The sequence below is a fragment of the Streptomyces ficellus genome (genome assembly GCF_009739905.1).
Taxonomy (GTDB): Bacteria; Actinomycetota; Actinomycetes; order Streptomycetales; family Streptomycetaceae; genus Streptomyces; species Streptomyces ficellus_A.
Map to the genome: position 1 here is coordinate 5524100 of NZ_CP034279.1, position 16180 is coordinate 5540279.

Below are 16180 nucleotides of genomic sequence, written 5' to 3' on the forward strand. Positions count from 1 at the left end.
ACCCCGCACGCGCGCGTGCGGGACAATGACGCTTGAGCGTCCGCACCCGGCGGGGCCGTACACAGAGCAACAGCAACGAGGAGCAATTCATGGCGGGCAGCGACCACGGACACACCCCGGCCGCCTGGACCGGAGTCACCATCTCCTTCATCGGCTTCTGCGTCGCCGGCGCCTTCATGGTGGCGGCCAACCCGCTCGGTTTCTGGGCGGGCATGGGCGTCATCGTGCTCGGCGGTGTCGTCGGGTTCGCGATGAAGCTCGCCGGCCTCGGCCAGAAGCCGACCCCGGAGCTCGACCGTGCGCGCGCGGAGGCCGCCCGCAGGGACAGCACTCCCGAGACCGCCCGCGCGGACGCCCACGCCTGACCCGTCCGGGGCATCACGACACGAGGCGCGGTCCGGCACGAGCCGGGCTGCGCCTTCGCGCACGAGCGGCGACAATCAGCCGGTGGACCCCAAGCCGCCGCCCCTCGCCAGCCCCGCCCCGCCGCCCCGCTCGCCGGCCCGGTCACCCGAACCCGTGGAACCCGCGCCCGGGGCCGTCACGCCGCCCTCCTGGGCCCGCCACGCCGTCGTGGGCCCGCCGGGTCCACCGTCCCGCGCGCGGCGGCTGACGGCGCCCCTGGGCATCCTCGCGGCGGCCGTGACGGCCTTCGTGTACGTCGGGGCGGTCGACCCCAACGAGCCCGGGCACTACCCGGTCTGCCCCCTGGTGCGCTTCACCGGCATCCTCTGCCCCGGCTGCGGCGGCCTGCGCAGCGCCCACGCCTTCGTCCACGGCGACCTGGCCACCGCGCTGGGCGCGAACGCCTTCGCCGTCGCCGGCTACCTGGTCTTCGCCGTGGTGATGGCGCTCTGGCTGGTTCGCGCCGTACGGGGGACGCCGTTCCGGATCACCCTCGGACCCGTCTGGTGGTGGTCCGCGGGCGCCCTGCTGGCCGTCTTCTCCGTCGTCCGGAACCTTCCGTTCGGTTCCGCCCTCGCCCCCTGACCGGGGCCTGGAAGCTCGGTGAAACCGCTGGTCACGGCGGTGGGTTTGGCCGGATGAGGACTCTGGGCCCCGGTGCGGATACCATCGAGGTGACTGATCCTGATCCAACATCACCGACCTGGAAGGGGGCCTCTCGCGTGAGTGTGCTCGACGAGATCATCGAAGGCGTTCGCGCCGACCTCGCAGAGCGGCAGGCGCGGGTGTCCCTCGACGAGCTCAAGGAGCGGGCCGCGAAGGCGCCCCAGGCCAAGGACGGCGCCGCCGCACTGCGCGGTGACGGCGTCAAGGTCATCTGCGAGGTGAAGCGCTCCAGCCCGTCCAAGGGCGCGCTGGCCGCCATCGCGGACCCCGCGGGGCTCGCCGCGGACTACGAGGCCGGCGGTGCCTCCGTCATCTCCGTGCTGACCGAGCAGCGGCGGTTCGGCGGTTCCCTCGCCGACCTGGAGGCGGTGCGCGCCAAGGTCGACATCCCGGTCCTGCGCAAGGACTTCATCGTCACCGCCTACCAGCTCTGGGAGGCCAGGGCGTACGGCGCCGACCTCGCCCTGCTGATCGTCGCCGCCCTGGAGCAGCCCGCCCTGGAGTCGCTGATCGAGCGGGCCGAGTCCATCGGCCTCACCCCCCTGGTCGAGGTGCACGACGAGGACGAGGTCGAGCGTGCCGTCGACGCGGGCGCCCGCGTCATCGGCGTCAACGCGCGCAACCTCAAGACCCTCAAGGTGGACCGCTCCACCTTCGAGCGGGTCGGCCCCGAGATCCCCTCCCACATCGTGAAGATCGCCGAGTCCGGTATCCGCGGCCCGCACGACCTGATCGCCTACGCCAACGCCGGTGCGGACGCCGTGCTCGTCGGCGAGTCGCTGGTCACCGGACGCGACCCCAAGTCCGCGGTGGCCGACCTGGTCGCCGCCGGCGCCCACCCGGCCCTCCGGCACGGACGGGGCTGACCCCTCCCGATGACCGCCGCCGCCCGCCCCGTCGCCGCCGCGACGCCGTACCGGACGTACCCGCGCCCGGCCCGGCCCTCGCGCGCCGACGCGCGCCCGGGTGACGGCGGCCCGACCGGCGCGGTGGACGGCCCGGTTCAGGGCCCGGCGGACGACGCGGCGCACGGCGCCACGCGCGCGTGCACCGGTGCGCAGGCCGTCGCGGACGGCTGGCCGGCCACCCCCGGCGGTGACCCGGCCCCCCTCGCCGCGCGGACCCCCGGCCGCCCCGTGACCGGCGCCACGCGCGCGTACCTGGCCGTTCCGGCGCCCGACACCACGGCCTCCCGCGACCCGTACGCCCGGCTCGCCCGGGGCTGCCGGCCGCGCGGCTGCCGTGCCCCGGCGCGGCGCGTGCACGGGCGGCGCGTCCGCTACGTCATCGGCGATGAGCCCGGCCAGGTCAACGGCATGCGATGGCGTGCGCGCACCGCGCGCCACCGCCGCCACCGCTGACCCCACCACACCCCTTCCCGGGGCGGGCAGCGGGCGGCAGGTGGCGTCGGCGCACACCGAGACCACCGTCAAGCCGAGTCATTCCGGGGGCCGTTGCCGCCCCCGCCAAGGAGCATGTCGCATGCCCAGCGAGTTCTTCATTCCCGATCCCGAGGGCCAGGTCCCCAGCGCCGAGGGCTACTTCGGTGCCTACGGCGGCAAGTTCATCCCCGAGGCCCTCGTCGCAGCGGTCGACGAGGTCGCCGTCGAGTACGACAAGGCCAAGAGCGACCCCGCGTTCGCCGCCGAGCTCGACGACCTGCTGGTCAACTACACCGGCCGCCCCAGCGCCCTCACCGAGGTGCCCCGCTTCGCGGAGCACGCGGGCGGCGCGCGGATCTTCCTCAAGCGCGAGGACCTGAACCACACCGGCTCGCACAAGATCAACAACGTGCTGGGCCAGGCCCTGCTCACCAAGCGCATGGGCAAGACCCGCGTCATCGCCGAGACCGGCGCCGGGCAGCACGGCGTCGCCACCGCCACGGCCTGCGCCCTGTTCGGCCTCGAATGCACCATCTACATGGGCGAGATCGACACCCAGCGCCAGGCGCTGAACGTCGCCCGCATGCGAATGCTCGGCGCCGAGGTCATCCCGGTCAAGTCCGGCAGCCGCACCCTCAAGGACGCCATCAACGAGGCGTTCCGCGACTGGGTCGCCAACGTCGACCGCACGCACTACCTCTTCGGCACGGTCGCCGGACCGCACCCCTTCCCCGCGATGGTCCGCGACTTCCACCGCGTCATCGGCGTGGAGGCCCGCCGCCAGATCCTGGAGCGGGCCGGCCGGCTGCCCGACGCGGCCGTCGCCTGCGTCGGCGGCGGCTCCAACGCCATCGGCCTCTTCCACGCGTTCGTCCAGGACGCCGGCGTACGCCTGGTGGGCTGCGAGCCGGCCGGGCACGGCGTCGAGACCGGCGAGCACGCGGCCACCCTCACCGCCGGCGAGCCCGGCATCCTCCACGGCTCGCGCTCGTACGTCCTCCAGGACGACGAGGGCCAGATCACCGAGCCGTACTCGATCTCCGCCGGCCTGGACTACCCCGGCATCGGCCCGGAGCACGCGTACCTCAAGGACAGCGGACGCGGCGAGTACCGCGCGGTCACCGACGACGTCGCCATGCAGGCCCTGCGCCTGCTGTCCCGCACCGAGGGCATCATCCCCGCCATCGAGTCGGCGCACGCGCTGGCCGGAGCCCTGGAGCTGGGCCGGGAACTCGGCGAGGACGGCCTCGTCGTGGTCAACCTGTCCGGCCGCGGCGACAAGGACATGGACACCGCCGCCCGTTACTTCGGGCTGTACGGCACCGACGCCGCCCCGGTCGAGGCCGACGCCTCCGCCGACGACGGCGCCGCCGAGATCCAGACGGACACCGAGATCCAGGGGGGCACCAAGTGAGCGGGAACATCCAGCTGCTGAGCGACACCCTGGAGCGGGCCAAGACCGAGAACCGGGCCGCGCTCATCGCCTACCTCCCGGCGGGCTTCCCCACCGTCGACGGCGGGATCGAGGCCGTCAAGGCGGTCTTCGAGGGCGGCGCGGACATCGTCGAGGTCGGCCTCCCGCACAGCGACCCGGTCCTGGACGGCCCCGTCATCCAGACCGCCGACGACATCGCGCTGCGCGGCGGCGTGAAGATCGCCGACGTGATGCGCACGGTCCGTGAGGCACACGAGGCCACCGGCAAGCCGGTCCTCGTCATGACGTACTGGAACCCCATCGACCGGTACGGCGTCGAGCGCTTCACCGCCGAGCTGGCCGACGCGGGCGGCGCGGGCTGCATCCTGCCCGACCTGCCGGTCCAGGAGTCCGCCGTCTGGCGCGAGCACGCCGAGAAGCACGGCCTGGCGACCGTCTTCGTCGTCGCGCCCAGCAGCAAGGACGAGCGGCTCGCCACCATCACCGCCGCCGGGTCCGGCTTCGTGTACGCCGCGTCCCTGATGGGCGTCACCGGGACCCGTGAATCCGTCGGCGAGCAGGCCGCCGATCTGGTGCGACGCACCCGCGCCACCTCCGGACTGCCGGTCTGCGTGGGCCTCGGCGTCTCCAACGCCGTACAGGCCGCCGAGGTCGCGACCTTCGCCGACGGCGTCATCGTCGGGTCCGCCTTCGTCAAGCGGATGCTCGACGCCGCCGACCAGGCCGCCGGCATCGCCGCCGTACGGGAACTGGCGGGCGAACTGGCACGAGGAGTGCGGCGAGTTTCGTAACTCGTACGGGTGGAAGTGGACCGGGGAGGCGCGCGGGCGCCTCCCCGGTTCGTTGCTGTGGGCGTGAGCGAGAAGAACAGTGCAGGGAAGCGGAGCGCGCGAGAACGGCTCCAGGAGGAACGCCGGCGGGACCAGGCGCGCGAGAAGCGACGGCGCACCCTGATCGTCTCGGCGGCCGTCGTCGGCGTCCTGGGGCTGGCCGCGGTCGTCGGGCTCATCGCCGCCAACGCGGGCGACAGCAGCGACAGCTCCGGCTCCGGCCCCGTCGCCGCCCCGACCGGCGCGTCCGGCGGGGACCAGCCGGCCATCCCGGTCGGCGCCACCGACGCCCCGTCCACGCTCACGATCTGGGAGGACTTCCGCTGCCCGGCCTGCGCCCAGTTCGAGAACGCCGTCCGGGACACCATGCACGAGCTGACCGACTCGGGTCAGGTCAAGGTCGAGTACCACCTTGCGACGATCATCGACGGCAACATGGGCGGCAGCGGCTCGCTCAACGCGGCGAACGCGGCGGCATGCGCCCAGGACGCCGGCAAGTTCGTCCCGTACCACGACGTGCTCTACCAGAACCAGCCGCCGGAGCCGGACGACGCCTTCGCCCGGGACGCGAAGCTCTTCGAGCTGGCGGCCAAGGTGCCCGGCCTGGACACCCCGGCCTTCCGCGCGTGCGTGTCGGAAGGCACCCACGACGGCTGGGTGAACAAGTCGAACGAGGCCTTCCGCGCCGGTGACTTCCGCGGCACCCCGACCGTGCTCCTCAACGGCGAGTCGATCTTCCCCACCAAGGGCAAGGAACAGATCTCCATCGAGAACCTGAAGAAGTGGGTCGCCGAGGCGAACAAGGGCAAGAAGCCCGGCACGGCCTTCCCGTCCCCCGCCGCGCCCTCGGCCCCCGCGAGCCCCACGGCGGGCTGACCGCGCGGCCCGCGCTGTTATGCACTCTTTGCCGGGCGGGTTGCCCTGTCTCCCGCCCGGCAGGGTAGCGTCGGTCCTGCCATGGACCTTGCCTACATTCCCAGCCCGTCGACCGGTGTGCTCCACCTCGGACCGGTCCCGCTGCGCGGCTATGCCTTCTGCATCATCATCGGTGTCTTCGTCGCCGTCTGGTACGGCAACAAGCGCTGGCTCGCCCGGGGCGGCAAAGCCGGAACCGTGGCCGACATCGCCGTCTGGGCGGTGCCCTTCGGCCTGATCGGCGGCCGGCTCTACCACGTCATCACCGACTACCAGCTGTACTTCAGCGAGGGTGAGGACTGGGTCGACGCCTTCAAGATCTGGGAGGGCGGCCTCGGTATCTGGGGCGCGATCGCGTTCGGCGCGGTGGGCGCCTGGATCGGCTGCCGCCGCCGGGGCATCCCGCTGCCGGCGTACGCGGACGCCATCGCGCCCGGTATCGCCCTGGCCCAGGCCATCGGCCGCTGGGGCAACTGGTTCAACCAGGAGCTGTACGGCCGCCCCACCGACCTGCCGTGGGCGCTGGAGATCAGCGAGGGCCCCAACCGCGAGGCCGGGCTCTACCACCCGACGTTCCTGTACGAGTCGCTGTGGTGCGTCGGCGTCGCCCTGCTCGTCGTCTGGGCCGACCGCCGGTTCAGGCTCGGCCACGGCCGGGCGTTCGCGCTGTACGTCGCGGCGTACTGCGCGGGGCGCGGCTGGATCGAGTACATGCGCGTGGACGAGGCGCACCACGTCCTCGGCCTCCGGCTGAACGTGTGGACCGCGATCGTGGTGTTCCTGCTGGCCGTGACCTACATCGTCGTCTCGGCGCGGAAGCGGCCGGGGCGCGAGGAGGTCGTGGAGCCGGCGGCACTCGCGGACATCGCCAAGGCGGACGCGGCGAAGGCGGACGCGGCGGAGACCCGTGCCGCGGACGCGGCGGGCGCCGCCGGGGACATGCCCGGGAGCGGTGCCAAGCCGGCCGGTGCCAAGCCGGCGGGCGCCAAGCCGGCCGGTGGGAAGCCGGCCGGTGGCAGCGGGGCCGATGTGAAGCCGGGGCCGGCGGAGAAGCGCTGACCCGACCGTGACGTGGGGCGGCCGCCGGGACCGGAAGGTTCCGGCGGCCGCCCCGTCTCATGTGCGGTGGGCCCGGGAGCGGTGCGCCCTGGCGAGGGCCAGCGTGCGGTGGGCGGCCGCCACGATCGCCGCGTCGACGAAACGGCCGTCGGGGAGGGCCAGCGCCCCGGCGCCGGTGGCCGCCGCCGCGACCACCTCCTCCGCCGCCTCGACCTCCTCGGGCGCCGGGAGGTACGCCCGCTCGATCACCGGCAGCTGGCGGGGGTGGATCGCGGCCCGGCCCAGGAAGCCGAGCGCACGGCCGTGGGCGCACGACGCGGCCAGTCCTTCGAGGTCGCGGATGTCGGGGTGGACGGACTGCGGGGGCGGGGGCAGGTGCGCGGCGCGGGCGGCCACCACGACCCGGCTGCGTGACCAGTCGAGTCCGCGGTCGTCGCGTACGCCGAGGTCGGCGCGGAGGTCGGCCTCGCCGAGGGCGATGCCGCGGACCGCCGGGTGGGCGGTGGCGAGGGCGTGGGCGCGCTCCACGGCCAGGGCGGATTCGAGCAGCGCGTGCAGCGCGACGCCCGGGGCGAGACCGGCGATCCGGGCGATGTCAGTGCCGTCTGTCACCTTGGGAACACGGAAGGCGGCGAGCCCGGGCAGAGGGGCCAGGGCCGCGATCGCCGTGGTGTCGTGCGCGCTGGGGAGGCGGACGTGGACGGGTACGGGGTGGGGCGAGGAGAGCAGTTCGGTCGTGGCGGCGAGGGCGTAGGCCTTGCGGTCGGGGGCGACCGCGTCCTCCAGGTCGACGATCACGACGTCGGCGCCGGACGTGAGGGCCTTGGCGACGACATCTGGCCGGTCACCGGGGGCGTAGAGCCAGGTCAGGGGCCAGGCGAGAGACGTGAGGGCGCGGGCGGTCACAGGGCCCCCTCGGCGCGCAGGGCGGTGATCTCGGCGGGGTCGAGGCCGAGTTCGGTGAGGACCGCGTCGGTGTCGGAGCCGTGGGGGCGGCCGGTCCAGCGGATGGAGCCGGGTGTCTCGGAGAGGCGGAAGAGGACGTTCTGCATACGGAGGGGGCCGAGTTCCGGGTCGGGGACCTCGGTGACCGTGTCGAGCGCCTGGTACTGGGGGTCGGTCATGACGTCGCGGACGTCGTAGACCGGGGCGATCGCCGCCTCCGCCTTCTCGAAGGCCGCCATGGCCTCGTCGCGGGTGTGCCGGGCGATCCAGCCGCCGACCGCCTCGTCGAGGACGTCCGCGTGCTGGGCGCGGGTGGTGCCCTCGGCGAACCAGGGCTCGGTGATCAGCTCGGGCCGGCCGACCAGGCACATCACGCGTTCCGCGACGGACTGGGCGGAGGTGGAGACGGCGAGCCACGCGCCGTCGGCGGTGCGGTAGGTGTTGCGGGGGGCGTTGTTGCGGGAGCGGTTGCCGGTGCGGGGCTGGACGTAGCCGAGCTGGTCGTACCAGAGCGGGTGCGGGCCGAGGACGGCGAGCATCGGTTCGATGATCGCCATGTCGACGACCTGGCCGCGGCCGGTGGTGCCGCGGGCGTGCAGGGCGGTCATCACGGCGTAGGCGGTGGCCATGGCCGCGATGGAGTCGGCGAGACCGAAGGGAGGGAGGGTGGGCGGGCCGTCGGGTTCGCCGGTGATGGCCGCGAAGCCGCTCATGGCCTCGGCGAGCGTGCCGAAGCCGGGGCGCCGGGCGTAGGGGCCGAACTGGCCGAATCCGGTGACGCGGGCCAGGACCAGCCGCTCGTTGGCGGCGGAGAGCTCGGGCCAGCCGAGACCCCATCTCTCCAGGGTGCCGGGCCGGAAGTTCTCCACGACCACGTCGGCGGTGGCGGCCAGGCGCAGCAGGGTGGCGCGGCCGCCGGGGGTGGACAGGTCGAGGGTGATGGCGCGCTTGTTGCGGCCGAGCACCTTCCACCAGAGGCCGACGCCGTTCCTGGCGGGGCCGTGGCCCCGGGACGGATCGGGCTTGCGGGGGTGCTCGATCTTGATGACGTCGGCGCCGAAGTCGCCGAGCAGGGTCGCCGCCAGCGGGCCGGCGAAGAGGGTGGCGAGGTCGAGGACGCGCAGTCCTCGCAGTGGGGGAGTGGGGGTGCTCATGCGGTGTCGATCTCCGTGCGGTACGGCATCGAGGACGAGGCGCCGGGGCGCTGGACGGACAGGGCGGCGGCCGACGACGCCCAGGCGAGCGCGTCCGGTACGGGCTTGCCCTCGCCGAGGGCGACGGCCAGGGCGCCGACGAAGGTGTCGCCCGCGGCGGTGGTGTCGACGGCCCGCACCCGCGGGGCGGGGACGGTCACCGGGTCGGTGCCGCGGGCCGCGTGGAGGCTGCCGGCCGCTCCGAGGGTGATGACGACCTCGGGGACGTGGCGGAGCAGCTCGTCCGCCGCCGCGCGGGGATCGGTGAGGCCGGTGAGGGTCGCCGCCTCGTGCTCGTTGGGCACCAGGAGGTCGGTCGCGGCGAGGAGTTCGGGCGGCAGGGGCTGGGCCGGCGCGGGGGTGAGGATCGTGCGGACGCCGTGGCGGCGGGCTGCTTCGGCGCCGGCGGTGACGGCGGAGAGGGGGAGTTCCAGCTGGAGCAGCAGGGACTGGGCGGTGGCGATGAGCCTCTCGTCGCCGGGGGAGAGGGAGGTGACGGTGCCGTTGGCGCCGGGGATGACGACGATCGCGTTGGCGCCCTCGTCGTCGACGACGATGTGGGCGGTGCCGGAGGGGGCGTCGACGGTGCGGAAGAGGTCGGTGTCGACGCCGGCGCTGGTGAGGCCGGCCCGGAGGCGGGTGCCGAACTCGTCGGAGCCGACGGCGCCGATCATCGACACCTCGGCCCCGGCGCGGGCGGCGGCGACGGCCTGGTTGGCGCCCTTGCCGCCGGGGATCGTGCGGAACTCGCGCCCGGTGACGGTCTCGCCGAGCCCGGGGGCGCGGCTCACGTAGGCGACGAGGTCCATGTTGGTGCTGCCGAGCACCACGACATGGGTCATGGGTGGGGTGCCTCCTGGTCGGTGAGCGGGTGGGCGAGCCGGAGGGTGAGCGCGGCGAGGGCGTCGAAACCGGTGCCGTCGAAGCCGGCGACGGAGGTGGTGAGGCGGTTCTTGAGCGGGGTGGTCCAGCGGTCGGGGATCCGGTCGGGCCGGCCGGCCAGCAGACCGGCGACGGATCCGGCGGTGGCCCCGTTGGAGTCGGTGTCCCATCCGCCGGAAACGGTACGGCAGATGGAGGGGCCGAAGTCGCCGTCGGCGTGGGTGAGCGCGGCGGCGAGGAGGGCGGTGTTGGGGACGGCGTGCACCCAGTGGTAGGAGCCGTAGGCGGCGTGCAGCCGGTCGGCGACGGTGTCGAAGTCGCTGTGGGCGCGGGCCGTCGCGACACCGAAGCGGACCGCGCGGGCCAGGCGTGAGTCGGGCGGGACCACGGTCAGCCCGGTGGCGAGCGCGTGGTGGACGTCGGCCGTGCCGGAGGCGGCGGTGGCGATGACGGCCGCGGTGAACATCGCCCCGTACACGCCGTTGGCGGTGTGGGTGAGCGACGCGTCCCGGTGGGCCTGCTCGGCGGCGGCGCCCGGGTCGCCGGGGTGCGTCCAGCCGTGGACGTCCGCGCGGATCTGCGCGCCGATCCACTCGCGGAACGGGTTGCGGTGGGAGGCGGTGAGCGGTGGTTCGAGGCCGGAGAGGAGGTTGCGGTAGGCGACGCGTTCGGCGGTGAAGGTGCGGCCGGCCGGGAGCTGGTCCAGCCAGAGACGGGCGACGTCGGCGGTGCGGAAGCCGGGGCCGTGACGCTGGAGGAGCAGGAGGTTGAGGAGGGGGTAGTTGAGGTCGTCGTCCTCGGGCATGCCGTCGATGTTCTCGGCGAGCGAGGTGGCGGCGGAGCGGCGGTTCCACGGGTGGGCGGCGGCGAGGGCGGGGGGTACGCCCCTGCCGGTGAACCAGGAGGTGAGCGGCCAGTTGCCGGTGGCGCGGGCGAGGGCCCGGATGGCGGGCAGCGGCAGCTTCTCGACCGGCTTGCCGAGCAGGCACCCGGCGGCCCGCCCCAGCCACGCGGCGTGCAGCCGCTGCCCGAGCCCCGGTGCGACGCGGGGTGCGGAACCGGGCCCGGTGCTCCGGACGGCGGGCGGTGTGGGCCAGTTTGGGCAGAGGCGTTTGATGTGGGCGAGGGGAGTGGGTTCGGCGGGGGTCAACGGGGAGGGGAGCGCGGCCAGTTCGTCCAGGAGGTGTTCCGCGAGGGCGCGCAGGTGCGGGGGCGCGGGGGTGGCGGACGCGCCGGCCGACGGCGGGGCGGGGGTGCCTCCGGCGGCGCGCCAGCGGGCGGCGACGGCGGAGACGTCACGACCGTCCTCGGTGGCCTGGCGCAGCTCGTGGCCGACCAGGTCCTCGGGCTGCACCCAGGTGAGCCGCACGTTCACCGGGGGACCCCGGGGGCGGGGGAGAGGGCGACGAACGCCCGCTCGTGGGCCCGGCGGCGGGCGGTGTCGAGGGTGAAGACCTCGTGGGCGACGTCAGCCAGCACCACCGCCGGCGCGTGCAGGTCGAGGCGGCTCGCCTCGGCGACCTGCTTCGCCCACTCGGCGGGCACCGCGGCCTCCCCGTGCAGGGCGCCCGCGAGGGCCCCCGCCATGGTGGCGGTCGAGTCACAGTCCCGGCCGTAGTTGACGGCGCCCAGCACCGTACGGCGGTAGTCGCCCTCGCCCACCAGCAGCATGCCGAGAGCGATCGGGAGCTCCTCGATGGCGTGCAGCCGGGACGGGCGGCGCGCGCCCAGGGAGGGGGAGCGGTAGTCGGGGCCGACCGTGTCGAAGGGGGCGACGGCCTCCCGCAGGGGGCGCAGGGCGGACTCGAAGTCGGTGTGCCGTACGGCGACTTCGGCCACCGCCTCGATCGCGGACCGGGTGCCGTCCTTCGCCAGCCGGATCGCCTCCTCGACGACGGAGGACGGTGTCGCACCGGGCAGGCAGGCCGCGGCGACCGCCGCCGCGAACACTCCGGCGGCCTCGCGGCCGTACGAGGACTGGTGGGCGCCGGCGACGTCGACGGCCTCGGCGTACGCGGCGGGCGGGTTCGCCGCGTTGACCAGGCCGACCGGCGCCATGTACATCGCGGCGCCGCAGTTGACGATGTTGCCGGTGCCGGCCTCGCGCGGGTCGACGTGACCGTAGTGGATCCGGGCCACCAGCCACTTCTCGGCGAGGAAGATCCGCTGGAGGGGCAGTGCCTCGACTTCGAGTTCGGGGATCCAGCGGGGGGTGGAGAGCAGGTCGGGTACGAGGTGGTCGGCCACGGCGTACGCGTCGAGGTGGTCGCGGACCGCGTCGTACACCCGGACGAGCGCGTGCGTCATCAGGGTGTCGTCGGTGACGTGCCCGTCGCCCTTGTGGTACGGGGCGATGGGGCGGGCGGTGCGCCACTCGTCGCCGTTCCAGGGGCCGACGATGCCGGTGACACGGCCGCCGTGGCGTTCGGCGATCCGGTCGGGGGCGTACCCCTCGACCGCGCCGCCGAGCGCGTCACCGACAGCTGCTCCGACGAGGCTGCCGGTGATCCGTTCCTCGAGTGTGGGTTTCGGCGTCATGTCGGAATTGTCCACCCGGGGTGGCGAGTTCCGTGTCTGCCAGCTGTTCGGCGAGTTCCACGAGGTCGGTGCCCCGGAGACGGGGCAGCGCGCAGCCCGCGAGGGTGCGGCAGGCGTCGCGCCAGGTGCCGGGCACACCGGTGCCGCCGCTGAGCGCGCCGGTCAGCGCGCCCGCCAGGGCGGGTGCGGAGTCGGCGACCCGCGACAGGCAGGCGGCGGCCGGTACGGCCTCGGTGACCCGGCCGCGGGCGGCCGTGGCGAGCGCGAGGGCGACCGGGACGGTCTCGGCGGCAGCGATGCCGTAGCTGTAGACGTGGTCGACGATCTGGTGCTCCAGCAGTGGGACGAGTGCGAACGCGCTGTCGGCGGCGCGGGCGAGTCTGGTCGCGTGCCGGGCGTTGCGGCCGATCTCGGTGGCGGCCGGGAGCTGGTCGAGCGCGGCCTCCACGGCGTCGTCGACGGGCGCCCCGCCGAGCGCGGCGGCGACGGCGGCGGCCATGGCGCGGGCCCCGTGGACGCCGTCGCCGTCCTGGGTGTAGCGGGCGTCGAACTCGGCGAGCTCGGCGGCGGCGCGCGGGTCGCCCGGGTGGGCGGCCGCGAGGACGGCGGCGCGTACGCAGGCGGCGTCGTCGAAGAAGTGCGGGTTGTCGTGGCCCGTCGCGGGCGGGCGCAGCCCGGTGGCGAGGTTGCCGAGACCGGCGCGTACGGAGATGCGGGCGCGCAGGGGGAGCACGGCGGACTCGACCTCGGGCGCGCGGTCGGCGGCCGCGGCGATCTCGGCGGCGAGGGAGTTCCAGGCGAGGTCGACGGCGGCACACGTGCGGCGGGCCGGGGGAAGGGCGCTGAAGAGCGGGCCGGCGGCGGTCAGCAGCGTCTCGGCGGTGAACGCCGCCCACTCGGCGTCGTCGGACGGCCCGAGGCGCAGCGGCTCGGGCGGCTGGTTGAGCGCGATGGGGACGGGGAGGGTGGTGGTGGCGTTCTGCTCGGCGAACGTGTCGAGCTCGCGGGTGAGGCGGCGGGTCCACTCCGGCATGCGGGCGGCGCGGTGCCGGGCCGCCGGCCAGCCCGCGGCGTCCCCCGCGGCCATCCCCAGCAGCAGCCCCTCGACCCGCCGCGCCCCCCGCCGTCGGGTCCCGGACACACCGGTTGCGGCACCGGCCCCCCGCGCGGGCGCCGGTCCGGCGGGCACGGGCTCGGGCGCCTGTTCCCGTGGCCCCCGCCCCGGTGGCCGCTGCCCGGGCTCGCGCGTGTCCGCGGGGCTGCGAGGCTGCCCGTCGGCGGTGCGGCCGGTGGTCCGGGGCGTTGCGGGGCGCCGCTTCGGGGCTGGTTCGGCCGGGGCGGCACCGGGGGCGGAGGGGGACGTGGGCTGCATCAGGGGGCCTCCGCCTCGTCGTACGGGGTGAGCAACTCCGCGATGTCCAGCACGTGGTAGCCGCGCATCGAGGGCAGGCAGCTGCCGCGTACCGGACCGATGGCGGCCGCCCAGTCCGGGGGGATCGCCGTCGCGCCGGACATCGCGCCGGCCAGCGCGCCCGCCACCGCGGCGGTCGTGTCGGCGTCCCGGCCCATGTTGACGGCCGTCAGGACCGACGTACGGAAGTCGCCTCGGGCGGCGGCGAACGCGCCGAAGGCGAGGCCGACCGCCTCCGGGGCCAGGTCCGTCCACGGGTAGCCGCCGATGACCACCGCCGAGCGGACGGTCCGTTCCCGTACGAGCGCGTCGGGCTGGACGCGCTGGGCGGCGACGACCGCGCGGCGCATCGAGCGGGCCGTCCACGAGTCCATCGGCACGACGGACAGGGCCGCCGCGATGACCGAGGCGGGCCCCGCGCCCGACATCGCCGCCGCGACGCCCGCCGCGACCGCCTGGCCCCCGTAGATGCCCTCGCCGTCGTGGCTCACCGTGCCGTCGATCGCCACCAGCCGCGCCGCCTCCGCCGGCCGCCCCGCCGCGAACACCCCGAACGGGGCCGCCCGCATGGCGAGCCCGTCGCTCCACGCGTGCCGGTGCTGGGCCGAGATCGGGGCGGCCAGGCCGCGCCGGAGGTTCTCCAGCGTGCCGCGCTCACTGAATCCCGCACCGCGGAACGGGCCCTCGTCGAGGTCGGCGATCCAGCGGTGCCACGCCTGCTCGACGTGCGGGACGGTCAGCGCCGATCCGTGCCGGGCCAGCAGGAGCCCGGAGAAGATCGCGTACTCCGTGTCGTCCGTGCCGACGGGGTCGTCGCTGACGAACCCCTCGATACGGCCCCAGCGGCGGCGGATCTCGGAGGGCCGCATGTTCTCGGCCGGGGCCCCCAGCGCGTCCCCCACCGCCAGCCCCAGCAGGGCGCCCCGCGCACGGTCCAGCAGCACCGCGCCGCCGGCCCCCGCCCGGGCCGGACCGCCCGTGACGCCGGACGTGACGCCTGGCGCGACGCCGGACGTGACGCCGGGCGGGAATCCGGGCGCGGGGCGGGCGGGATCGTAGGCAGTCGACTCCATCGCGTGGCCCTTCCGTGCGCACCGACCCATTCCTGCATCTGTGCCACGCGGAGGTCCGGCGCTGTCGGCGCGAGGAGACCTTCACCCACCTGCCCCAGCGCCGCTCCACCACGCCGTTCCGGCACTCAGGCAAGGCTCAGTAAGTAAAGCCTGCCTTGCTGGCGCGCCCCTTACATCGCGCGTATTTTCGAGGGTGTTGGGGGAGCGGGGTCACCCGGACCCGCTGCTGTACGCAAGGTGTAAGGGGATAGCTGTGTCCATCATCGAGACCGAGGCGACGCTGCACGAGGCGCACCGCGACAACCACACCCACCGCGACGTGAACGGCGGCTGGCTGCGCCCCGCCGTGTTCGGCGCGATGGACGGTCTCGTGTCCAACCTGGCCCTCATGACCGGTGTCGCGGGCGGCGCGGTGTCGCAGCAGACCATCGTCATCACGGGCCTCGCCGGGCTCGCGGCCGGTGCCTTCTCCATGGCCGCCGGCGAGTACACCTCCGTGGCGTCGCAGCGCGAACTGGTCCAGGCGGAACTGGACGTCGAGCGCCAGCAGTTGCGCAAGCACCCGGTCGACGAGATGGAGGAGCTCGCCGCGCTGTACGTGGCGCGTGGCGTTGAGCCGCCGCTGGCCCGCGAGGTCGCCATGCAGCTGTCGAAGGACCCGGAGCAGGCGCTGGAGATCCACGCCCGCGAGGAGCTGGGCATCGACCCGGACGATCTGCCGTCGCCCGCCGTCGCCGCCGTGTCGTCCTTCGGGTCGTTCGCGCTGGGCGCGCTGCTGCCCGTCCTGCCGTACCTGCTGGGTGCCACCGTGTTGTGGCCCGCGGTGCTGCTGGCGCTGCTGGGGCTGTTCGCGTGCGGCGCCCTGGTGGCCCGGGTGACCGCGCGCAGCTGGTGGTACAGCGGCCTGCGCCAGCTCGCCCTGGGTGGCGCGGCGGCGGCCGTCACGTACGCCCTCGGCGCCTTGTTCGGCGCGGCGCTCTGACCCGTCCGGTCATCGACGGTCCACGGGCCGGTCTTCCGCCGGCCCGGTCCGCGCGTCCGCCCGGACCGGTGTCGTCGCTGGTCAGCCCCCTCGACAGGCGTGCGAGGGGGTTCGCCCGTATGGTTGGCCTACCGTCGGCCCACCGTTGTGACGAACATCCAATAGCCCTATCCGCCCCGCCGGTGCGACACTATGCAACGCGGCACATACCTAGTCGCAATACGGCGGTTTCGAATCCTCCATCACAGGGCATGAGCCGTTAGCGCTGCGGGCAACGAGGCCCGCGCCTCTTCACTGGCCGTCGGATGTCGCTCCGTCCGCCCGTGGCTCGTCTTCAACCTCCACCGCTACGCGCGGTGTCCGCATGGTGGAATGTTCTATCCGCTTTTCGGGATTCACTCCATCATGTAACCTGCACGAAATTTCGCGGAGGGCCAACGTCGTCCCTCTGGCACTTGCTTATG

General features: G+C 74.6%; 16 protein-coding genes. 9 read left to right on the top strand and 7 right to left on the bottom strand.

Annotation, left to right across the window (positions count from 1 at the left end):
- Positions 1-89: 89 nt before the first annotated feature.
- From EIZ62_RS24705 to lgt, 8 genes are all read left to right on the top strand, one after another.
- Complete coding sequence (locus EIZ62_RS24705; RefSeq protein ID WP_156694879.1) at positions 90-365, top strand: HGxxPAAW family protein; 276 nt, start codon at positions 90-92, stop codon at positions 363-365.
- A gap of 82 nt (positions 366-447) precedes the next feature.
- Positions 448-990 (top strand): DUF2752 domain-containing protein, encoded by a 543-nt coding sequence (locus tag EIZ62_RS24710; protein ID WP_156694880.1) that lies wholly within the window; start codon positions 448-450, stop codon positions 988-990.
- A gap of 137 nt (positions 991-1127) precedes the next feature.
- On the top strand, positions 1128-1937 hold the full coding sequence (trpC, locus tag EIZ62_RS24715; protein ID WP_156694881.1) for an indole-3-glycerol phosphate synthase TrpC: 810 nt from the start codon (positions 1128-1130) through the stop codon (positions 1935-1937).
- A gap of 294 nt (positions 1938-2231) precedes the next feature.
- Complete coding sequence (gene trpM / locus EIZ62_RS32860) at positions 2232-2432, top strand: tryptophan biosynthesis modulator TrpM (protein WP_156696583.1); 201 nt, start codon at positions 2232-2234, stop codon at positions 2430-2432.
- A gap of 121 nt (positions 2433-2553) precedes the next feature.
- Positions 2554-3867: a tryptophan synthase subunit beta gene (gene trpB, locus EIZ62_RS24725; protein ID WP_156694882.1), complete on the top strand. Its 1314-nt coding sequence runs from the start codon at positions 2554-2556 to the stop codon at positions 3865-3867.
- Complete coding sequence (trpA, locus tag EIZ62_RS24730) at positions 3864-4679, top strand: tryptophan synthase subunit alpha (protein ID WP_156694883.1); 816 nt, start codon at positions 3864-3866, stop codon at positions 4677-4679. The genes trpB and trpA overlap by 4 nt, the downstream gene beginning before the upstream one ends.
- Positions 4680-4742: 63 nt before the next feature.
- The gene (locus EIZ62_RS24735; RefSeq protein ID WP_156694884.1) at positions 4743-5594 is read left to right on the top strand and encodes a DsbA family protein; all 852 of its coding nucleotides are present in this window, start codon (positions 4743-4745) and stop codon (positions 5592-5594) included.
- An 81-nt stretch (positions 5595-5675) separates the two neighbouring features.
- Complete coding sequence (gene lgt / locus EIZ62_RS24740; protein WP_156694885.1) at positions 5676-6692, top strand: prolipoprotein diacylglyceryl transferase; 1017 nt, start codon at positions 5676-5678, stop codon at positions 6690-6692.
- Between the two features lie 57 nt (positions 6693-6749).
- Here the strand turns inward: lgt and EIZ62_RS24745 are convergent, their stop codons facing one another.
- The 7 genes from EIZ62_RS24745 to EIZ62_RS24775 are packed head-to-tail and all read right to left on the bottom strand — an operon-like array spanning position 6750 to position 14734.
- Positions 6750-7598 carry an HpcH/HpaI aldolase/citrate lyase family protein gene (locus EIZ62_RS24745; RefSeq protein WP_156694886.1) on the bottom strand — a complete coding sequence of 283 codons (849 nt, stop codon included), beginning with the start codon at positions 7596-7598 and terminating at the stop codon, positions 6750-6752.
- On the bottom strand, positions 7595-8791 hold the full coding sequence (locus EIZ62_RS24750) for a CaiB/BaiF CoA transferase family protein (RefSeq protein ID WP_156694887.1): 1197 nt from the start codon (positions 8789-8791) through the stop codon (positions 7595-7597). The genes EIZ62_RS24745 and EIZ62_RS24750 overlap by 4 nt, the downstream gene beginning before the upstream one ends.
- Positions 8788-9672 (bottom strand): ribokinase, encoded by an 885-nt coding sequence (gene rbsK / locus EIZ62_RS24755; RefSeq protein ID WP_156694888.1) that lies wholly within the window; start codon positions 9670-9672, stop codon positions 8788-8790. The genes EIZ62_RS24750 and rbsK overlap by 4 nt, the downstream gene beginning before the upstream one ends.
- Positions 9669-11087, bottom strand: coding sequence for an ADP-ribosylglycohydrolase family protein (locus EIZ62_RS24760; RefSeq protein ID WP_156694889.1), 1419 nt, complete (start codon positions 11085-11087; stop codon positions 9669-9671). Before EIZ62_RS24760 ends, rbsK begins: the two co-directional genes overlap by 4 nt.
- The gene (locus EIZ62_RS24765; RefSeq protein WP_156694890.1) at positions 11084-12250 is read right to left on the bottom strand and encodes an ADP-ribosylglycohydrolase family protein; all 1167 of its coding nucleotides are present in this window, start codon (positions 12248-12250) and stop codon (positions 11084-11086) included. The genes EIZ62_RS24760 and EIZ62_RS24765 overlap by 4 nt, the downstream gene beginning before the upstream one ends.
- Positions 12186-13622, bottom strand: coding sequence for an ADP-ribosylglycohydrolase family protein (locus EIZ62_RS24770; protein ID WP_156694891.1), 1437 nt, complete (start codon positions 13620-13622; stop codon positions 12186-12188). The genes EIZ62_RS24765 and EIZ62_RS24770 overlap by 65 nt, the downstream gene beginning before the upstream one ends.
- Entirely contained in the window at positions 13622-14734 is a 1113-nt protein-coding gene (locus EIZ62_RS24775) for an ADP-ribosylglycohydrolase family protein (protein WP_244375953.1), read from the bottom strand. Before EIZ62_RS24775 ends, EIZ62_RS24770 begins: the two co-directional genes overlap by 1 nt.
- Before the next feature lie 253 nt (positions 14735-14987).
- On the opposite strand from EIZ62_RS24775, the gene EIZ62_RS24780 reads away from it, so the two are divergent.
- A complete protein-coding gene (locus EIZ62_RS24780; protein WP_156694892.1) occupies positions 14988-15716 on the top strand; it encodes a VIT1/CCC1 transporter family protein in 729 nt (242 codons plus the stop codon).
- The last annotated feature ends 464 nt before the right edge of the window (positions 15717-16180 follow it).

Excerpts from the sequence above, each read along its gene's own strand:
- trpB (WP_156694882.1), top strand. The coding sequence starts at position 2,554 with ATGCCCAGCGAGTTCTTCATTCCCGATCCCGAGGGCCAGGTCCCCAGC.
- EIZ62_RS24765 (WP_156694890.1), bottom strand. The coding sequence starts at position 12,250 with ATGACGCCGAAACCCACACTCGAGGAACGGATCACCGGCAGCCTCGTC.
- rbsK (WP_156694888.1), bottom strand. The coding sequence starts at position 9,672 with ATGACCCATGTCGTGGTGCTCGGCAGCACCAACATGGACCTCGTCGCC.
- lgt (WP_156694885.1), top strand. The coding sequence starts at position 5,676 with ATGGACCTTGCCTACATTCCCAGCCCGTCGACCGGTGTGCTCCACCTC.
- EIZ62_RS24705 (WP_156694879.1), top strand. The coding sequence starts at position 90 with ATGGCGGGCAGCGACCACGGACACACCCCGGCCGCCTGGACCGGAGTC.
- EIZ62_RS24775 (WP_244375953.1), bottom strand. The coding sequence starts at position 14,734 with ATGGAGTCGACTGCCTACGATCCCGCCCGCCCCGCGCCCGGATTCCCG.
- EIZ62_RS24750 (WP_156694887.1), bottom strand. The coding sequence starts at position 8,791 with ATGAGCACCCCCACTCCCCCACTGCGAGGACTGCGCGTCCTCGACCTC.
- EIZ62_RS24770 (WP_156694891.1), bottom strand. The coding sequence starts at position 13,622 with ATGCAGCCCACGTCCCCCTCCGCCCCCGGTGCCGCCCCGGCCGAACCA.